A 17982-nucleotide genomic window follows, 5' to 3' on the forward strand; every position below is an offset into this window, starting at 1 on the left:
GATGCAGCCTCAGGAGTCACCGGACTATCCGGGCGTCAACTGCGTGCGGGCCAGCTGCAGGGGTCGGGAGTCGATCCACGTGCCGAGGTCGAAGCGATTCGCCACGAAGCCCTGGGATACGAGGAAGTCCTGCTGAGCGTCGAGAACCGCAACGGTGTGGTCGGGTAACGAGATGCCGAGATGTGTGGGTATGTCCCGATATCCGAGGGTGAGTTCGACGGCCGGGGTCTGCAACCGGCGACTGAAGAGATCCACTGTCGACTCCGGGTTGTCGCGGTCCCAGGCCGAGGCCTCGAGCAGGACACGTATGACTGCCGCGACGTGATCTGGTTGTTCGTCTACAAGGGTGCCGCTGACCGTGAGAAGGTCCGGGTTCCCATTGTTCGCCAGACGCCCCGGGTCGACTTCCTCGGTTTGTTCGTAGACTCGTCGTGCGCCGGTGATGGCGGCGATCTGTTTGCCCATCGGGCCCTGGGTAGTCACCGCATCGACCTCGCCACGAACCAGAGGCCCGAGGATGGCGCGCGCGAAACTGTTGCGGTCGTGCAGGTTCCAACGCCGTCGACCTTCGTCGGTGGCGGTCGCGGCGTCAAAGATGCGGTGAACGTCTCCATACACCTCGACCAGGTCGACGTCGGCGAGTGTGAGATTCGCAGAGGCGAGGGCCGACTCGTAGACCTTGAAGGTCGACGCTGCCCAGAAATCGATCGACGCCTCACTTCGCCGTGGAACGAGAAGTCTCCGTCCGGCGAGGTCGGCCGGAGTACGGATCACTGTTCGGAATGCACGTCGGCGACGCCGTCGCCGCTCGAGCTATAGAGGAGGAGCCGACACTCGGCGGTGAACTCCGCGAAGTTGCAGTGCTGTTCATCGATCTGATCGGTTCGACCTCGCTGTCCCAGACTCACCCGCCGGATCGAATAGTCGCTCTGCTCAACGACTTCTTCGCTTGCGTGGTCAGTACCGCGGAGCTGCACGACGGATTCGTAAACAAATTCGAGGGGGATGCGGCGTTGGTGGTGTTCGGGGCGCCGCTGCCTCACGATGGCGCATCCGGAGCCGCGCTGCGGACGGCACGAAGCCTTAGTGTGCCAACATCCAGTTCGACGGTCGACTCGACGCGGGCATCGGGGTCTCATACGGCGAGCGCCTGGCTGGCAATGTCGGTGCGGCGAATCGCTTCGAATACACCGTCATCGGCGATCCGGTGAACGAAGCGGCCAGGTTGAGCGACCTCGCCAAGGACACGCCGGGAAGAACCATCGCGTCATCGGACGTACTCGACGCAGCGGCCTTGGAAGAGACGCAGCTCTGGTCCTCGACTGGGTCGATAACTCCGCGCGGGCGTTCTACATCGACACTCATGTCGACTCCGCGCGGCGCGTAGCGATGTCTCGTCGGCCACACGCGGACACGATGTTGCTCGGTTCAATCGGCAGCTGCGCCGCCTCTTCGTACACCGGAGGACTCCGCCCCGCTGGCCGGTGGCACATCGTCGCGATCGCCCAGGACCTGTGGCGACCGACGGGGTAGAAACCAAGCGCGGGGAGGCCAATTGTCATGCAACTGCCATGCGTCATGGGTGCATGGCGAGGCCAACAGACAATGGACCACCTGCAAACAGGTCAATTGTGTGCCCCCGGTCAGACTCGAACTGACACTGGACGGGTTTTGAATCCGTTGCCTCTGCCAATTGGGCTACGGGGGCCAGTGCGCGGGTTGCCCCGTGCAGGAGCCAACTCTAGATGATCGGCCGACCGGCCCGGCAACCGGTACTCTTCTGTTTCGACGACGGCGTGGAGGAGGGGATGGTGACAGTGACAGACAGTGCGACCACTACGGCCGGGGAGACCACGAAAACACATCGTGTTCTGGTGGCCGAGGACGACTCGCTGATCCGTATGGATCTGATCGAGATGCTCCGTGAAGAGGGTTATGACGTCGTGGGGGAGGCTCCGAACGGGCAGGTCGCCGTCGAGCTCACGGAGTCCCTGAACCCCGACCTCGTCATCATGGACATCAAGATGCCCATCCGCGACGGTATCGACGCGGCGACGGAGATCGCGGAGAAGCGGTTGGCGCCGGTCGTCATGCTCACCGCGTTCAGTCAGCGGGACTTCATCGAGAAGGCCCGCGACGCCGGGGCGATGGCCTACCTGGTCAAGCCGTTCACCAAGGCCGACCTCGTGCCGGCCATCGAGGTGGCCGTCAGCCGCTATCACGAGCTCAAGCTGCTCGAACGTGAGGTCGCGACGATGAACGAGCGGCTGGAGACCCGCAAGCTCGTCGAACGCGCCAAGGGCCTGCTCATGCAGAAGCAGGGCCTCTCCGAGCCCGAGGCGTTCAAGTGGATCCAGCGTGCCGCGATGGACCGTCGGACCACGATGAAAGCCGTGGCCCAGGTCGTGGTGGAGACTCTCGGAACACCCTGACCAAGGACAGGTTGATTTGACGCAATGCGTCTGCGCGCAAGTCAGTTTCACTGTCTTTACGCAGGGGCAACAAGATCACGCTAGCTTTTCTCCAGCGAGGCGCGGTTCAAGCGTCGATCTCGATGCACCGCCTTCGTGTGACAACTCCAATCGCAAGGAGAACATCGATGTCCTTTCGTTCTTTGACGAGCGGGGCAGTGGTCATGACGGCGGCGGCAGCACTCGTCGTCGCCGGCTGCAGCAGCTCTGACTCTGGTTCCGACGAAGGCTCCGGAGGGTCGGCCAGCGCGGCCGTTGAGTCCACGCCCGCACCCCCCGGCCTGGGCCTCGCACAGAAGCTGGCCTGTAACCCACCCCAAGGCCACGCCGGGCCCCGCGAGCACAGCTCCGCTGAAGATCGGCACGCTGCTCCCCGAGACCGGCTCCCTCGCGTTCCTGGGGCCGCCGATGGTGGCCGGTGTCAACCTGGCCGTCAAGGACATCAACGCCGCCGGCGGCGTGCTCGACAAGCCCGTCGAACTGGTCACCGGTGACTCCGGCGACACCACCACCGACACCGCCAACGCCACCGTCGACCGCGAGCTCAGCGCCGGCACCCAGGTGATCATCGGTGCGGCGTCGTCGTCGGTGTCGCTGAAGGTCATCGACAAGATCGCCAACGCGGGCGCCGTCATGTTCTCGCCGGCCAACACGTCCGACGAGTTCACCTGCTACCAGGACAAGGGACAGTACTTTCGTACCGCGCCCGCAGATGTCCTTCAGGCGCAGGCGCTTTCGCAGACGATGGCCGAGGACGGCGTCCAGCGTGTGTCCATCCTCGCGCTCAACGACCCGTACGGAACGGGCCTGGCCGACAACACCGTTCGCGACCTCGAGGCCGCCGGTGTGCCCGCCGACCAGATCCAGAAGATCATCTACGACCCGAACGCCCAGTCGTTCAATGCCGAGGTCGACCAGGTGAAGAACTTCAACCCGGACGGCATCGCTCTCATCGGCTTCGAGGAGAGCGCCAAGATCCTCACCCGTATGCACGAGGTGGGCATCGGACCGAGCGACGGCAAGCTCGTCTACGGCGTAGACGGCAACATGGGTAACGCACTCGGTGAATCGGTCGGTTCCGGCCTGCTCAAGGGCATGAAGGGCACGACTCCGCTCACCCCAGACCAGCGGTGAGTTCCAGTCCGCGCTGAAAGATCTCGATCCCAAGCTGATCGACTTCAACTACTCGGGCGAGAGCTACGACGGCGCGGTGCTGAGTGCGCTCGCCGCGACCGCAGCCAAGTCGACCGACGGCCGCACGATCGCCGCCAACATCATCGGCGTCACCAACGGCGACGAGAACTGCGACTCGTACCAGGCGTGCCTGGATGCGCTGAAGAGCGGCAAGACGATCGCCTACGTCGGCAAGACCGGCAACTTGGCGTTCAACGCCGCCGGTGAGCCCAGCGTCGGCTCGTATGGTGTCCTCGAGTTCGACGGGGACAACAAGCTGCTGACCCCGACCCGCAAGTACGTGTCGGTGGCCGCACAGTAGTCACACAAGACCAGGGACCCTCGGCTCACGAGCCGAGGGTCCCTGCGGTTGTCCGCCCACGAAATCCGTTGCCGCGCACCGTCCCCGTGTGAGCGGAAACGGATCGCGTGATCGAGACTAGTGTCCTGAGTCATTAATTTCCGTTCGGTTGTTAGGCTAGGGAATGGCAACCCGGGGTCCGCGAGCAGTGGATAGTGTTCTGACTGATGACGAGCGCCGTGAGCTCGAAGGGTGGGCGCGTCGGCGAACGACGGCCTCGGGTTTGGCGATGCGCTCACGAATCGTTCTCGCCGCCGCTGATGGCGGTTCGAATACTGAAGTGGCACAACGACTCGGCCTCAACCGAGGTACCGTGCGGCGCTGGCGAGGCCGGTTCGTCGAGCACCGCTGCGAGGGGTTGCTCGACGAACCCCGGCCTGGGCGACCTCGCACCGTCGACGACGAGCAGATCAAAAACTTGATCACCGCGACTCTCGAGACCACTCCGACGAATGCGACACACTGGTCGACGCGGGCGATGGCCGAGCATCTCGACATGTCACAGTCAACCGTGTCGCGTGTATGGAGAGCGTTCGGATTGGCTCCACACAAACAGGATTCGTGGAAGCTGTCGAAAGATCCCATGTTCACCGAGAAGGTCCGCGACGTCGTCGGGCTCTACATGAACCCACCCGAACGTGCCCTGGTGCTCTGCGTTGACGAGAAGACCCAGATCCAAGCGCTCGATCGCACCCAGCCGATCTTTCCCATGCTCCCGGGCACCCCGCAACGGGCCAGCCACGACTACGTGCGCAACGGCACCTCCAGCCTGTACGCGGCGTTGGACATCGCGTCGGGCAAAGTCATCGGTTCGCTTCACTCACGGCATCGCGCAACGGAATTCATCGGATTCCTCCGCAAGATCGACGCCGAGGTACCCGACGAGCTCGACGTCCACCTGGTCATGGACAATGCCTCCACCCACAAGACACCCGCGGTCAAGCGATGGCTGACCGCGCACCCGCGGTTTGTTGTCCACTTCACTCCCACCAGCTCATCCTGGATGAACCTCGTCGAACGCTGGTTCGCCGAACTGACCACCAAGAAACTCCAACGCTCCACCCATCGCACCGTACGAGCACTCAATGCCGACATCAGAGCGTGGATCGAGACCTGGAACGACAACCCCCGCCCCTACGTGTGGGTCAAGACCGCTGACCAGATCCTCGACTCCATCGCCCACTACTGCACACGAATTAATGACTCAGGACACTAGGTCTTCTTCTCCGAGCTGCCGGCCAGTGTGCCCAGGTAGAGCTCGATGATCTTGGGGTCCTTCGCCAGGTTGCTACCGGTGTCGGTGTAGGCGTTGCGACCCTGGTCGAGAACGTAACCGCGGTCGCAGATCTGGAGGCAGCGGCGGGCGTTCTGCTCGACCATGATGATCGAGACGCCGGTCGCGTTGATCGCCTTGCAGCGGATGAACACCTCGTCCTGGAACATGGGGGACAGGCCTGCCGACGGCTCATCGAGCAGCAAGACCGCCGGGTCCATCATCAGGGCCCGGCCCATCGCGACCATCTGCCGTTCCCCGCCGGACAGCGCGCCCGCCTTGATCTTCCGACGCTCAGACAAGAGTGGGAACAGCTCCGAGACGAACTCGAACCGCTTGGCGAAGGTCTTCGGGCGCAGGTACACGCCCATCTCGAGGTTCTCCTCGATCGTCAACGCCGGGAACACGTTCTGCGTCTGCGGGACGTATCCGACACCCTTGTCGACGAGAACGTGTGCCTTGGCCGAGGTGATGTCGTCGCCGCGCAGGGTGACCGAGCCCTTACGTACCGGGATCAGCCCGAACAGGGTTTTGAGCAGCGTCGACTTACCGGCGCCGTTCGGCCCGATGATGCCCACGATCTCCCCGTCGTTCAGGAAGAAGTTGCACTCCTCGAGGATGTTGATCCCGGGAAGGTAACCGGCCGTGATGTCGTCGGCCCGCATCAGTGCGTTCGTGGCAAGTTTGCGGTGTTCGTCGGGAGTGGCCGCGAGCTGAGCCGGCGTCAGCGAGCCGCCGTTCGATGCCAAGCTCATCACTCGGTCTCCTTCTTGTCTGTTCCGACCCTGCCCGGGTCGACGGGCGGCAACTCGACCGGCTCGGAGAGGTCGCCACCTTCTTCGAGAGTGGCCTCGATGGCTGCCCCGACCTGTTCGGCGAGCACCGCGGTCGCACCGACGGGTTGACCCTGGTCGTCGAACTCCAGTGCCTGATCGTGGTGTCCGCCGAGGTATGCGTCGACGACGGCATCGTTGTCGCCCAGGCGATCCGGCAGGGATTCGGCGATGATCTGGCCCTGGGCCATCACCACCACCCAGTCGCTGATGTCGCGGATGACGTCCATGTCGTGTTCGACGAAGACCACGGTCACACCTTCGTCGCGCAGCGACTTGATGTGTTCGAGCAGGCTTTGCGTGAGGGCCGGGTTCACCCCCGCCATCGGCTCGTCGAGCATCACGATCTCGGGATCGGTCATCAGCGCGCGTGCCATCTCCAGCAGCTTGCGCTGACCACCGGACAGCGAACCGGCGAAGTCGTCGGCCTTGGCGTCGAGCTTGAACCGCCGCAGCAGTTCGTGTGCGCGCTCGGTGATCTCGGCTTCCTGTTTGCGCCAGGTCCACGGGGCGAGGGCGGCGAGGAAGTGCTCGCCGCGCTGGCCGGTGGCGCCGAGCTTCACGTTGTCGAGCACCGACATCTTCGACAGCGCCTTGGTCAGCTGGAAGGTGCGGACCATGCCGCGGCGTGCGACCTGGTGCGGGACCATCCGGCCGAGGGATTCGCCGTTCAGTGACCACGTACCGGAATCGGGCTTGTCGAAACCGGTGATCAGGTTGAAGAACGTGGTCTTTCCGGCGCCGTTGGGACCGATGAGGCCGGTGATGGCGCCGCGCTGCACCTCGAGGTGATCGACCTGGACCGCTTTGATGCCGCCGAAGGTGCGGGAGATGTTGTCCACCACGATGATCGGGTCGGGCTTTCCCGATCCCGGTTCGGGTGACACCTCCGCGAACAGTCGCGAGCGCTCGGGCGCCGACAGTGTCGTGAGATCGCGACGCGTCGCCCGTGTGGCGGCGACGTCGGGATCGGTCTCGTCGACGACGATCCCGGCGTCGCCCACCGGCGTCGAGGGCTCGTCGTCGTGTGCCGAATGGCGTCCGTCATCAGGCATCGAGCTGCACCTCCCGCTTGTTGCCGAGGAGTCCCTGTGGTCGGAACACCATCATCAGGATGATCGCCAGACCCAGCAGCACGTAGCGGATCGCGCCGACCTGCTGCGCCGAGAGGTCCAGCATCGGGTTGTCGCCGGACGTGGCCTGGCGCAGCAGTGCGTCGGGGATGGCCAGCAGGAACCAGAACAGCATCGCGCCGAGGACCGGTCCGAACACCGTCGCCGCACCACCGAGAATGAGTGCGCCGTAGGCGAAGAAGGTCTGGGCGGTGGAGTAGAAGTCCGGGTTGATCGACTGCGTCGCGAGGGCGTTGAACACGCCCGCGAGGCCGCCGATACAGCCACCGAGGATGAGTGCCTGCATCTTGAAGGAATAGGCGTTCTTGCCGAGCGATCGGGCGGCGTCCTCGTCCTCGCGCACCGCCTTCAGCACGCGACCCCAGGGGGAGTGGACGAGCAGGTAGACCATGAGGCACAGGAGCAGGACGACGGACCAGCCCACCACCATCGACCACAGGTCGCCGCCGAGGAACTTGACCCCGAAGAACGAGTACTGCTTGCCGTTGTCGAACGGGCTGATCGAGAAGAACCCGCTCGCGTAGCCGTAGATCCCGTTGGTGGAGTGGGTGAAATCGTCCGACGACGTCGACCGGAACACCAGGCGGAGGATCTCCGACGCGGCGATGGTGACGATCGCCAGATAGTCCGCTCGCAGACGAAGTGTCGGGATGCCGAGGACCACCGCGAGCATGCCGGCTGCGGCGATACCCACGATGGCGCCGAGCCAGAGCGGCTGGTCGTAGTTGACGGCCATGATGCCCACGCCGTATCCGCCGAGGAGGGCGAAGGCGATCTGGCCGAAGTTGAGCAGCCCGGCATAGCCGAAGTGCAGGTTGAGGCCGATGGCCAGTAGAGCGTAGAAGATCGCCGACGGGCCGATGAGCTGTGCGAAGGCAATCTGTAGCGCTGAGATGATGTCCATGGGTCAGCCGATCCTCGCTCGCGATCCGAGAATGCCCTGGGGCCGGATGGTCAGGATGATGATCAGGATCAACAGGCCGCCGATGTACTTCAGGTCGGGGCTGAGTATGTAGGTCGACAACTGCACCAACAATCCGACGATGAGGCAGCCGAGCAATGCGCCGTAGGCCGTGCCGAGTCCGCCGAGTGTGATGCCCGCGAACATCAGCAGCAGGAGCTTGAATCCCATCTCCCACTGGACGCGGCCGCCGAGTTCGGAGAGCGCGAACATCACGCCGCCGAGTGTCGCCAGGCCACCGGCGAGCGCCCACACGAACAGGATCACGCGGTCGACGTCGATACCGGACGACTCGGCGAGGTCCTTGTTGTCGGCGACGGCGCGCATGGCCTTGCCGATCCTGGTGCGCTGCAACAACAGAGCCACGCCGAGCAGTACGACGATGCAGATGACGATGCAGGCGAGATTCACCGGGGTGATCGCGAACGGACCCGAGCCGATCTGCGTCTGCGCCTGGTAGTCCTTGAACGGTTCGGCCCGGTCGGAGAAGAAGATCAGGATCAGATACCGCATCACCAGGGCGAGGCCGATCGACACGACGAGCATCGCGATCAGCCCCGTTCGTCGTCGTCTCAGCGGTCTCCAGAGACCGAGCTCGTTCAGGATGCCGATGCCGACGCCGACGATGACCGCGAGGATCGTGGCCGGGATCAGTTGCAGCCCGACCTTCACGTTGAACACCCACGCCACCACTGCGCCCAGGGTCACCAGCTCACCGTGAGAGAAGTTGGTCAGTCCGGTCGTCCCGAAGATCAGGCTGAGGCCGACACCGGTGATCGCGATGATGAGACCGAAGCGGATGCCGTCGATGGCCAGACGGGTGAGTTCGGCGACCGCCGAGACCTCCGTGCCGGTCCGAACCTCGCCGAACGAGAAGATGACCGGGCGTGCCGTTCCACCGCTGACGTCGACCGGCAGCTCGGATCTCTGGACCTCGACATCGTCTGGGAGAGAGTCGGTGTCGACGACGACGGTGTACTTCCCGGGCGGGACCATGATGGACCAGGCGCCGGTCGCCGACGACGTTGCCGTCCCGACGACGGTGCCCGACGCGTCCTTGGCCTCGAGCTTCACCCCCTCGACCTTCTCGGTGCCGTTCCGCAGCACACCGAACACCCGGACCTCGTCGGGCGCGGCGTCGGCGGACGGTGTCCCGACGAGCCCGCACAGCATCGACGCGGCGATGAACAGCAGTACGGCCAGCGCGGTGCGCCGCGTCGACACCGACGTGCGACGCCGGGATGGCGGGCGGCGGGACGGTGATCGGGTCTGGCGGGCGGGCCGACACTCGGGGCGATGCGCGTGAATCCGATCGGTGCGGTCGTCGGACACGAGTGCGACCTGCCGGTCAGGCTCTGTCATCGAGGGAGGTACCTCCTTGTGGACCTGTTCGCCAGTGACATCCATCGGCACGTGACCGGGGGCGATCTGTGCGCGGCCGGTCACCCTGCGGGACATTAGCCGCAGCGTCGTCGCCACGTGACGACAACGAGGTTTCCCGGAAGTTACATCTGCTGGGGCGCAGGGCGGCTCCGGTCGACGCGAGGTGGTGCCGGCGTCTCCGGCGGGGCCGTACGCTGGTCGGATGGTGCCGGTGACCATCACACAGACGAAAGACGTCGAACTCGCCAGTGCGTTGCTCGCGCAGGCGTTCGCCGACGACCCGGTGACGGTCTGGATGGATCCGGACACCTCTCGGCACCGCGCGGTGTTCCGGACGCTGCTCGTCCACATCCACGGGAAGGGGTCGACGATCGACCTCGCGATGCGCGACGGGCAGCCGGTCGGTGCGGCCGCCTGGGATCCGCCCGGGCACAAGATCTCGACGCGGGCCCAGCTCGTGTCGTCCTGGGAGTTCCTCCGGACCCTCGGACCGCGGATCGGGCGTGGGATCAAGCTCGAGGCCGAGTTCGCCAAGCACCGGCCGAAGGAACCGCACTGGTACCTGGGGCAGATCGGCGCGCCGGTGAAGGGGGCCGGTGTCGGCACGGCGCTGCTGCAGCACCGGCTCGAGCAGATCGACGGCCCGGCCTACCTCGAGAGCTCCAACGCTCTCAACGTCCCGCTGTACGAGCGGTTCGGTTTCCAGGTCACCGAGGAATTCGAACTGCCTCTCGACGGCCCCAAGGTCTGGGCGATGTACCGGCCGATGTGACGCCCGGCCGCCACCCGGCCGACCGCCCCTTCCGGCCGCCCCAGGCGGGGCGGGTCCGGGTGTCGGGACGGATCACTAGACTCAGCGACTGTGAGTCCAGCGCAGAGTTCCCCGGCAGCTACCCGTACCGGCAGCAAGGGCAAGACCAAGCAACCGGTCCTCATGCTCCTCGACGGGCATTCCCTGGCATACCGGGCGTTCTTCGCGCTTCCGGCCGAGAACTTCAAGACGGCCACCGGGCAGACCACCAACGCGGTGTACGGATTCACCTCGATGCTCATCAACCTGCTGCGCGACGAGGAACCCACGCACATCGCGGCCGCCTTCGACGTCTCGCGGAAGACGTTCCGGTCGGAGATGTTCCCGGAGTACAAGGCGCAGCGCTCCAAGTCGCCCGACGAGTTCAACGGACAGGTCGACCTCACCAAGGAGGTACTCGACGCGCTGGGTGTCACGGTCATGGCGATCGAGGGGTTCGAGGCCGACGACATCATCGCGACTCTCGCGACCCAGGCGCGCGAACAGGGCTTCAAGGTCTTGATCGTCACCGGCGACCGTGACTCGCTGCAGCTGGTCGACCCGTCGACCACCGTGCTCTACCCCCGCAAGGGCGTCTCGGACCTCACCCGCTTCACCCCCGAAGAGGTGGAGAAGAAGTACGGTCTGACCCCCGCCCAGTACCCCGACTACGCGGCTCTGCGCGGCGACCCGAGTGACAACCTGCCCGGCATCCCGGGTGTGGGGGAGAAGACCGCGTCGAAGTGGATTCGCGAGTACGGGTCGCTGGCCTCGCTCGTCGATCACGTCGACGAGGTGAGGGGCAAGGTCGGCGATGCGTTGCGCGCGAATCTGGCCTCGGTGCAGACCAACCGTCAGCTCACCGAGCTCATCCGCGACATGCAGCTCCCCGCAGGCCCCGAAGACCTCGCGATGGTCGGTTGGGATCGCGACCGCATCCACCAGCTCTTCGACGACCTCGAGTTCCGCGTCCTGCGCGACCGCCTGTTCTCGACCCTGAGCTCCGTCGAGCCGGAGGCCGAGGCGGGATTCGATCTCGACGGTTCGGTCCTCGGCGCCGGCGAGGTCGCGGGATGGCTGGACGAACACGCCCGGACCGGCCGGACCGGTCTCGCGGTGACCGCGCCGCACGTCGTCGTGGGGTCCGACCCGACCGGACTGGCGATCGCGGCCGCCGACGGCTCGTCGGCCTATGTCGACGTGACCGCGCTGACGCCGGAAGACGATGCGGCGCTGGCCAACTGGCTCGCCGACCCGCAGGCGCTCAAGGCCGTGCACGAGGCCAAGTGGGCGGTACACGCGCTGCGTTCGCGCGGGTGGGAGCTCGACGGTGTCACCAGCGACACCTCGCTGGCCGCGTACCTCGTCCGCCCCGGGCAGCGGACCTTCAACCTCGACGACCTCGCCCTGCGGTACCTGCGCCGTGAGCTGCGCGCCGACACCGGTGCGGGCGACGGCCAGATGTCGCTGCTCGACGACGACACCGAGGGCAAGGTCGCCGAACAGCACATGCTCGAGGCGCGCGCGGTGCAGGAACTCGCCGACACCCTCGACACCGAACTCGACCGCATCGACTCCAAGCCGCTGCTCACCGAGATGGAACTGCCGCTGTCGTTCGTGCTCGCCGACCTCGAGGCCGCCGGCATCGCCGTCGACGTCGACCACTTCAACGCACTCGCGCAGATGTTCAACGACCGGATCCGCGCGGCCGCCGAGTCCGCCTACGAGGTCATCGGCGAACAGATCAACCTCGGCTCGCCCAAGCAGCTGCAGACCGTGCTCTTCGACAAGCTCGACATGCCGAAGACCAAGAAGACCAAGACCGGTTACACGACCGACGCCGACGCGCTGCAGTCGTTGTATGAGAAGACCGAACATCCTTTCCTCGCACACCTTCTCGAGCATCGCGACGCGACGCGGCTGAAGGTGACCGTCGACGGGCTGCTGAAGTCGGTGGCCGACGACGGTCGCATCCACACGACCTTCAACCAGACCATCGCCGCGACCGGCCGCCTGTCGTCGACCGAACCGAACCTGCAGAACATCCCGGTCCGCACCGAGGCCGGACGCGAGATCCGACGCGGCTTCATCGTGGGGACGGATCAGGCGTCGGGAGTGAACTACGACTGCCTGATGACCGCCGACTACAGCCAGATCGAGATGCGGATCATGGCGCACCTGTCGGAGGACGAAGGGTTGATCGAGGCCTTCAACACCGGCGAGGACCTGCACAACTTCGTCGGATCGCGTGCCTTCGGGGTGCCGATCGACGAGGTGACCACCGAGATGCGCCACCGTGTGAAGGCGATGTCGTACGGACTCGCCTACGGCCTCAGCGCTTTCGGGCTCGCGGCCCAGCTGAAGATCAGCCGCGACGAGGCCAAGGACCAGATGGAGGCGTACTTCGCGCGATTCGGTGGTGTTCGTGACTATCTGCACGACGTGGTCGCCGAAGCCCGGCGCAACGAGTACACCGCGACGCTGTTCGGCCGACGGCGTTACCTGCCCGATCTGAACAGCGACAACTGGCAACGACGCCAGTCCGCGGAGCGGATGGCGCTCAACGCACCCATCCAGGGCACCGCCGCCGACATCATCAAGGTCGCGATGATCAACGTGCACAAGCGTTTCCTCGCCGAGAGACTGACGTCGCGGGTGTTGCTGCAGGTCCACGACGAACTCGTGGTGGAGGTGGCCGCCGGCGAGCGCGACGCGGTCGAGGCCGCGGTGCGCGAGGAGATGGGTAACGCCATCACGCTGTCGGTCCCGCTCGAGGTGTCGGTCGGGTTCGGTCGGTCCTGGGACGACGCGGCCCACTGATGGTCTCCTCGCCCAGGCGGGTCGGCGTTCTCACGGGCGACGGCATCGGTCTGGAGATCGTGCCCGCCGCCATCACGGTCGCCGACGCGGCCGCGGCGGCCGAGGACCTCCGGATCGACTGGGACGAACTCCCCTTCGGCGCCACCGCCATCGGGTCCCACGGCGACCCAGTGCCGGACGCGACATTGTCGGCGCTCGACGAACTGGGCCTCTGGATCGTCGGACCGCACGACTCGGCGTCGTATCCGCCCGAGCACAGCAGCCGCACCCCGGGCGCGGTTTTGCGTACCCGGTACGGGCTGTTCGCCAATCTCCGTCCCGCCAAGGCCTTTTCGGGGGTGCCCGCCAACGCACCCGACATCGACGTGCTGATCGTCCGGGAGAACTCCGAGGGCCTGTACGCCGACCGCAACATGGCGGTCGGGAGCGGTGAGTTCATGCCGACTCCCGACGTTGCGCTGGCCGTGGGGCTCGTGACCCGCGCGGCGAGTGAGCGCATCACGCGGGTCGCCTTCGAGGCCGCGTGCGACCGCGCGGCGTCGGCGCGCCCGGCTCGGGTGACCATCGTGCACAAGGCGAACGTGCTGCGCCTGACGACCGGCCTGTTCCGCGACGCGTGCCGGGAGGTCGGCGAGGAGTTCCCCGACGTGGAGGTCACCGAACAGCACGTCGACGCCATGGCGGCGCTGCTCGTGCGCCGCCCCGCCGACTTCGACGTCGTCGTCACCGAGAACCTCTTCGGCGACATCCTGTCGGACCTCGCCGGGGAGCTCGCCGGCTCGCTCGGCATCGCCGGTTCGGTCAACTGCTCGACGACCCAGGTGATGGCACAGGCGACGCACGGTGCCGCTCCCGACATCGCCGGCCGCGGTGTCGCCAACCCGGTCGCCATGATCGCCTCGGTGTCGATGGGGTTCCGGCGGTACGGACTGATGACCGACGACCCGGCACTCGTCGGGGCGGCCGAGCGGATGGATGCCGCCGTCGCCGCCACCCTCGCGGCCGCGATCGCGACCGCTGACCTGGGCGGGACAGCGTCGACCAGCGAGTTCGCCGACGAGGTGGCGCGGCGGACCCGTGTCGCGTGACGCGCGCGGAGACATGCGTGAACCCCCGGTAGCCAGCCGTGGAAGCCGGCGCAAACTACAGTGAGTTGGTCTGATCAGGTGATCTGTACGTCATCGAAGGGATGTGTTGTGGAACGGGCCTCGACGCGGGTCGACCAGCGCTGTGTCCGGTCGCGCGTGGCCCAGCTGTTCAGCGTGTTCCTCGCGCTCGCGGTCGTGCTCACCGGCTGCGTGAACAACGAGGAACGCGAACGCGCCAACCAGGTGACCCCGATCAACGTCGAGGTGCAGAAGGTCCCGGCGATCGCGGCGCTCGTTCCGCCCGAGATCGCGCGTACCGGCCGACTCGTCGTCGGCGTCAACGTGCCGTACCAGCCCAACGAGTTCAAGGGTCCGAACGGGCAGATCATCGGCTACGACGTCGACCTCATGAATGCCGTCGGCAAGGTACTGGGCCTGCAGCCGGTCTACAAGGAATCGCAGTTCGACACCATCATCCCGTCGGTGCAGGCGGGGACGTACAACGTCGGGATGTCGTCCTTCACCGACACACTCGAACGAGAGAAGCAGGTCGACTTCGTGACCTACTACAGCGCCGGCGTGCAATGGGCGCAGGCCGCCGACTCCGACGAGGACATCGACCCGTCGAATGCCTGCGGCAAGCGGGTCGCGGTGCAGACCACCACCTACGAGGACACCGACGAGGTCCCCGCCAAGAGCGCGGAATGTGTGGCCCGGGGCCTTCCGGCGATCGACAAGGTCAAGTTCGACAGTCAGGACGAGGCGGTCAACGCGCTGATCCTCGGCCGGGTGGACGCGATGTCGGCGGATTCACCGGTCACCGCGTACGCCATCAAACGCACCAACGGGAAGCTGAAGGCCGCCGGGGAAGTGTTCGACTCGGCGCCGTACGGATGGGCGGTGCGTAAGGGCTCACCGCTGGGACCAGCGATGCAGAAGGCGGTCCAATACCTGATGGACAACGGACAGTACGACGAGATCGCGGCCAACTGGGGCCTGCAGGAGGGCATGATCGATGTCTCCGTCATCAACGGGGCGGTGAGCTGAGATGACCTCACCGCTGACCGACACCACCACGTCCGGCGAACCGGAACCCATCAAGGCGGTGCCGCTCCGCAGACCGGGCCAGTGGATCGCCGCCGTCATCATCCTCGTGCTGGCGGCTCTGTTCGTCTACGGTGCGGCCACCAACGAGGCGTACGCGTGGGGTACCTACGCCCAGTACATGTTCGACCAGCGCGTGCTGTCCGGCGTCGGGTACACCCTGGCGCTCACGGTGCTGGCGATGACCATCGCGATCGTCCTCGGCGTCGCGCTCGCCATCATGCGGCTCTCACCGAACCCGGTGTTGCGCGGCACCGCCTGGGGTGTACCTGTGGATCTTCCGCGGGACGCCGGTCTACGTGCAGCTGGTCTTCTGGGGATTGTTCCCGGCGATCTACAAGCAGATCGACGTCGGCATCCCGTTCGTCCACCAGTTCGCGTCCTTCGACATCCAAACCCTCAATGCCGCATTCCTGTTCGCGGTCATCGGCCTCGGTCTCAACGAGGCCGCCTACATGGCCGAGATCGTGCGCGCAGGCGTGTCGTCGGTCGGTGAGGGGCAGTCCGAGGCGTCGATCGCTCTGGGCATGTCGTGGTCGCAGACCATGCGCCGCACCGTACTGCCGCAGGCGATGCGGGTGATCATCCCGCCCACCGGCAACGAGCTGATCTCCATGCTCAAGACGACGAGCCTCGTGGCGGCGGTTCCGCTGACCCTCGACCTCTACGGGCGAGTGCGGGACATCTCGGGCGTCAACTTCGAACCGATCCCGCTGCTGCTCGTCGCCTCCACCTGGTACCTCGTCGTCACCAGCATTCTGATGGTCGGCCAGTACTACGTGGAGCGCCACTATTCGCGGGGCGCCACCCGCGCGCTCACCGCACGCCAGCTCAAGGCGATGGCCGACGGGCAGACCGCCACGGCCGAGGACATCCTGGACGGACCGGGAGCCGGCCGCACGACCGGGGGAGAGAACGCATGAGTTCCGCCGAGACACCGATGGTCCTCGCTGACCGGGTGTGCAAGAGCTTCGGCTCGGTCCAGGTCCTGAAGGGCATCTCCCTCGAGGTCGCGCGAGGCGAGGTGACGTGCCTGATCGGACCCTCGGGTTCGGGTAAGTCGACCTTCCTCCGGTGCGTCAACCATCTCGACGTCGTCAACGCCGGCCGTCTCTACGTCGACGGCGACCTCATCGGTTACCGCGAGCGCAACGGCAAGCTCTACGAGATGAGTGCCAAAGACGCTGCCACGCAACGTCGCGACATCGGCATGGTGTTCCAGCACTTCAACCTGTTCCCGCACCGCACCGCCCTCGAGAACGTGATCGAGGCGCCGATCCAGGTGAAGAAGCAGCAGCGGGCGGCGGCGATCGAACGCGCCGAGTACCTGCTGGAGCGGGTCGGTTTGTCCGACCGTGCCGACGCCTACCCGGCGCAGCTGTCGGGCGGTCAGCAGCAGCGCGTCGCGATTGCCCGCGCTCTCGCGATGGAACCCAAGCTCATGCTCTTCGACGAGCCGACTTCGGCTCTCGACCCCGAACTCGTCGGCGACGTTCTCAAGGTGATGCGCGAACTCGCCGCGTCGGGCATGACCATGATGGTGGTGACCCACGAGATGGGTTCCGCGCGCGAGGTCGCCGACCAACTGGTCTTCATGGACGGCGGTGTCGTCGTGGAGAAGGGCGACCCACGCGAACTCCTCGCCAACCCGCAGGAGGAGCGGACGCGGGAGTTTCTGTCGAAGTTGCTCTGAGACGCCGGGCGTACCCGCGGCTATCCGGGCTTGTGGCTGCAGAAGATCGCGGTGCCGGGGAAGTAGCGTCCACGGAACGGGCTCCACTGGCCCCACTCACGGTCGTGGTCGTCGGGCCACTCGGGTTCGATGATGTCGTCGAGGATGAAACCGGCGGCACGTAGTTCGCGCACGCGGTCGCCGATGGTCCGGTGGTGTTCTACGTAGGTGATCTGCCCGCTCGGGTCGGTCTCGGTGTATGGCGTGCGGTTGAAGTAGGGGATTCGTACGGTCAGCCCCTCGGGACCCGGGTCGTCGAGGAACATCCAGCGCATCGGGTGGTTGACCGCGAAAACCCAACGGCCGCCGGGCTTCAGGACCCGTGCCACCTCGACCATGACCCCGGCGGAGTCGGCGACGAAGGGGATGGCACCGAACGCGGAGCAGACGGCGTCGAAGGACTCGTCGGTGAAGGGCAGGGTTTCGGCGGTCGCCTGGATCAGCGGCACGCGCACCTCGTCGGCGTCCATGGCGTCGAGACCGATCCCCAGCATCCGCCGGGACAGGTCGACGCCGACGGCATGTGCACCGTGCGCCGCGAGCCAGCGGGCACACGGTGCCGACCCGCAACCGATCTCGAGGATCGTGCGGCCCTCGATCTCGCCGAGGAGTCCGGCCTCGGACTCGCGGACGCCCTCCGGGCACCAGACGAAGTCGCCGCCGCCGGTGTACGTGCCGAGGAAGGCGCCGTGTTCGTCGTGGTAGTTCTCCGCGTCGTGGTCCCACCACCAGCGGCTCGCTCGGTCACTCGTCGCGGAGTCGACGTCGCCCAGGATGCGCGGGGGCCGCACGGAGGCTTCCTGCTCGGTGGTGCTCTCGCGGCCGTCGTCGTCGGTGGGCATGCTGCGATGATATTGCTC

Annotated in this window: 14 protein-coding genes, 1 tRNA gene and 2 pseudogenes; 10 read left to right on the forward strand and 7 right to left on the reverse strand. The window is 66.0% G+C overall.

Annotated elements, in window-relative coordinates:
- Nucleotides 1–24: 24 nt before the first annotated feature.
- Nucleotides 25–774 carry an ABC transporter substrate-binding protein gene (locus RVF83_RS15850; protein ID WP_005199823.1) on the reverse strand — a complete coding sequence of 250 codons (750 nt, stop codon included), beginning with the start codon at nt 772–774 and terminating at the stop codon, nt 25–27.
- Between the two features lie 8 nt (nt 775–782).
- On the opposite strand from RVF83_RS15850, the gene RVF83_RS15855 reads away from it, so the two are divergent.
- On the forward strand, nt 783–1211 hold the full coding sequence (locus tag RVF83_RS15855; protein ID WP_083877555.1) for an adenylate/guanylate cyclase domain-containing protein: 429 nt from the start codon (nt 783–785) through the stop codon (nt 1209–1211).
- 423 nt (nt 1212–1634) lie between these two features.
- On the opposite strand, the gene RVF83_RS15865 is transcribed toward RVF83_RS15855, so the two are convergent.
- A tRNA-Leu gene (locus tag RVF83_RS15865) sits at nt 1635–1708 on the reverse strand.
- Between the two features lie 100 nt (nt 1709–1808).
- On the opposite strand from RVF83_RS15865, the gene RVF83_RS15870 reads away from it, so the two are divergent.
- The 3 genes and pseudogenes from RVF83_RS15870 (at nt 1809) to RVF83_RS15880 (ending at nt 5221) form a co-directional block, all read left to right on the forward strand.
- Entirely contained in the window at nt 1809–2432 is a 624-nt protein-coding gene (locus tag RVF83_RS15870; RefSeq protein WP_039880900.1) for an ANTAR domain-containing response regulator, read from the forward strand.
- A 167-nt stretch (nt 2433–2599) separates the two neighbouring features.
- Nucleotides 2600–3966 (forward strand): annotated as a pseudogene (locus RVF83_RS15875) (ABC transporter substrate-binding protein).
- A 163-nt stretch (nt 3967–4129) separates the two neighbouring features.
- Entirely contained in the window at nt 4130–5221 is a 1092-nt protein-coding gene (locus tag RVF83_RS15880; protein WP_341261950.1) for an IS630 family transposase, read from the forward strand.
- Here RVF83_RS15880 and RVF83_RS15885 read toward each other — a convergent pair.
- Genes RVF83_RS15885 through RVF83_RS15900 form a run of 4 tightly spaced genes read right to left on the reverse strand, consistent with a single transcriptional unit; the run spans nt 5218 to nt 9567 of the window.
- On the reverse strand, nt 5218–6033 hold the full coding sequence (locus RVF83_RS15885; protein ID WP_005201097.1) for an ABC transporter ATP-binding protein: 816 nt from the start codon (nt 6031–6033) through the stop codon (nt 5218–5220). The genes RVF83_RS15880 and RVF83_RS15885 overlap by 4 nt on opposite strands.
- The gene (locus tag RVF83_RS15890; RefSeq protein WP_005201096.1) at nt 6033–7166 is read right to left on the reverse strand and encodes an ABC transporter ATP-binding protein; all 1134 of its coding nucleotides are present in this window, start codon (nt 7164–7166) and stop codon (nt 6033–6035) included. The genes RVF83_RS15885 and RVF83_RS15890 overlap by 1 nt, the downstream gene beginning before the upstream one ends.
- On the reverse strand, nt 7159–8148 hold the full coding sequence (locus RVF83_RS15895) for a branched-chain amino acid ABC transporter permease (RefSeq protein ID WP_005201095.1): 990 nt from the start codon (nt 8146–8148) through the stop codon (nt 7159–7161). Before RVF83_RS15895 ends, RVF83_RS15890 begins: the two co-directional genes overlap by 8 nt.
- Nucleotides 8149–8151: 3 nt before the next feature.
- Nucleotides 8152–9567: an ABC transporter permease subunit gene (locus RVF83_RS15900; protein WP_005201094.1), complete on the reverse strand. Its 1416-nt coding sequence runs from the start codon at nt 9565–9567 to the stop codon at nt 8152–8154.
- A gap of 223 nt (nt 9568–9790) precedes the next feature.
- On the opposite strand from RVF83_RS15900, the gene RVF83_RS15905 reads away from it, so the two are divergent.
- From RVF83_RS15905 to RVF83_RS15930, 6 genes and pseudogenes are all read left to right on the forward strand, one after another.
- The gene (locus tag RVF83_RS15905) at nt 9791–10360 is read left to right on the forward strand and encodes a GNAT family N-acetyltransferase (RefSeq protein ID WP_005201093.1); all 570 of its coding nucleotides are present in this window, start codon (nt 9791–9793) and stop codon (nt 10358–10360) included.
- Between the two features lie 90 nt (nt 10361–10450).
- Nucleotides 10451–13198, forward strand: a complete 2748-nt coding sequence (gene polA / locus RVF83_RS15910; RefSeq protein ID WP_005201092.1) for a DNA polymerase I — start codon at nt 10451–10453, stop codon at nt 13196–13198.
- Nucleotides 13198–14286 carry an isocitrate/isopropylmalate dehydrogenase family protein gene (locus RVF83_RS15915; RefSeq protein WP_005201089.1) on the forward strand — a complete coding sequence of 363 codons (1089 nt, stop codon included), beginning with the start codon at nt 13198–13200 and terminating at the stop codon, nt 14284–14286. The genes polA and RVF83_RS15915 overlap by 1 nt, the downstream gene beginning before the upstream one ends.
- A gap of 108 nt (nt 14287–14394) precedes the next feature.
- Complete coding sequence (locus RVF83_RS15920; RefSeq protein ID WP_005201087.1) at nt 14395–15333, forward strand: ABC transporter substrate-binding protein; 939 nt, start codon at nt 14395–14397, stop codon at nt 15331–15333.
- A 1-nt stretch (nt 15334) separates the two neighbouring features.
- Nucleotides 15335–16313, forward strand: a pseudogene (locus tag RVF83_RS15925) (amino acid ABC transporter permease).
- The gene (locus RVF83_RS15930; protein WP_279404832.1) at nt 16310–17083 is read left to right on the forward strand and encodes an amino acid ABC transporter ATP-binding protein; all 774 of its coding nucleotides are present in this window, start codon (nt 16310–16312) and stop codon (nt 17081–17083) included. Before RVF83_RS15925 ends, RVF83_RS15930 begins: the two are co-directional and overlap by 4 nt.
- Nucleotides 17084–17103: 20 nt before the next feature.
- Here the strand turns inward: RVF83_RS15930 and RVF83_RS15935 are convergent, their stop codons facing one another.
- Complete coding sequence (locus RVF83_RS15935; protein WP_005201082.1) at nt 17104–17964, reverse strand: class I SAM-dependent methyltransferase; 861 nt, start codon at nt 17962–17964, stop codon at nt 17104–17106.
- Nucleotides 17965–17982 lie beyond the last annotated feature (18 nt).

This window comes from Gordonia rubripertincta, assembly GCF_038024875.1.
GTDB lineage: Bacteria > Actinomycetota > Actinomycetes > Mycobacteriales > Mycobacteriaceae > Gordonia > Gordonia rubripertincta.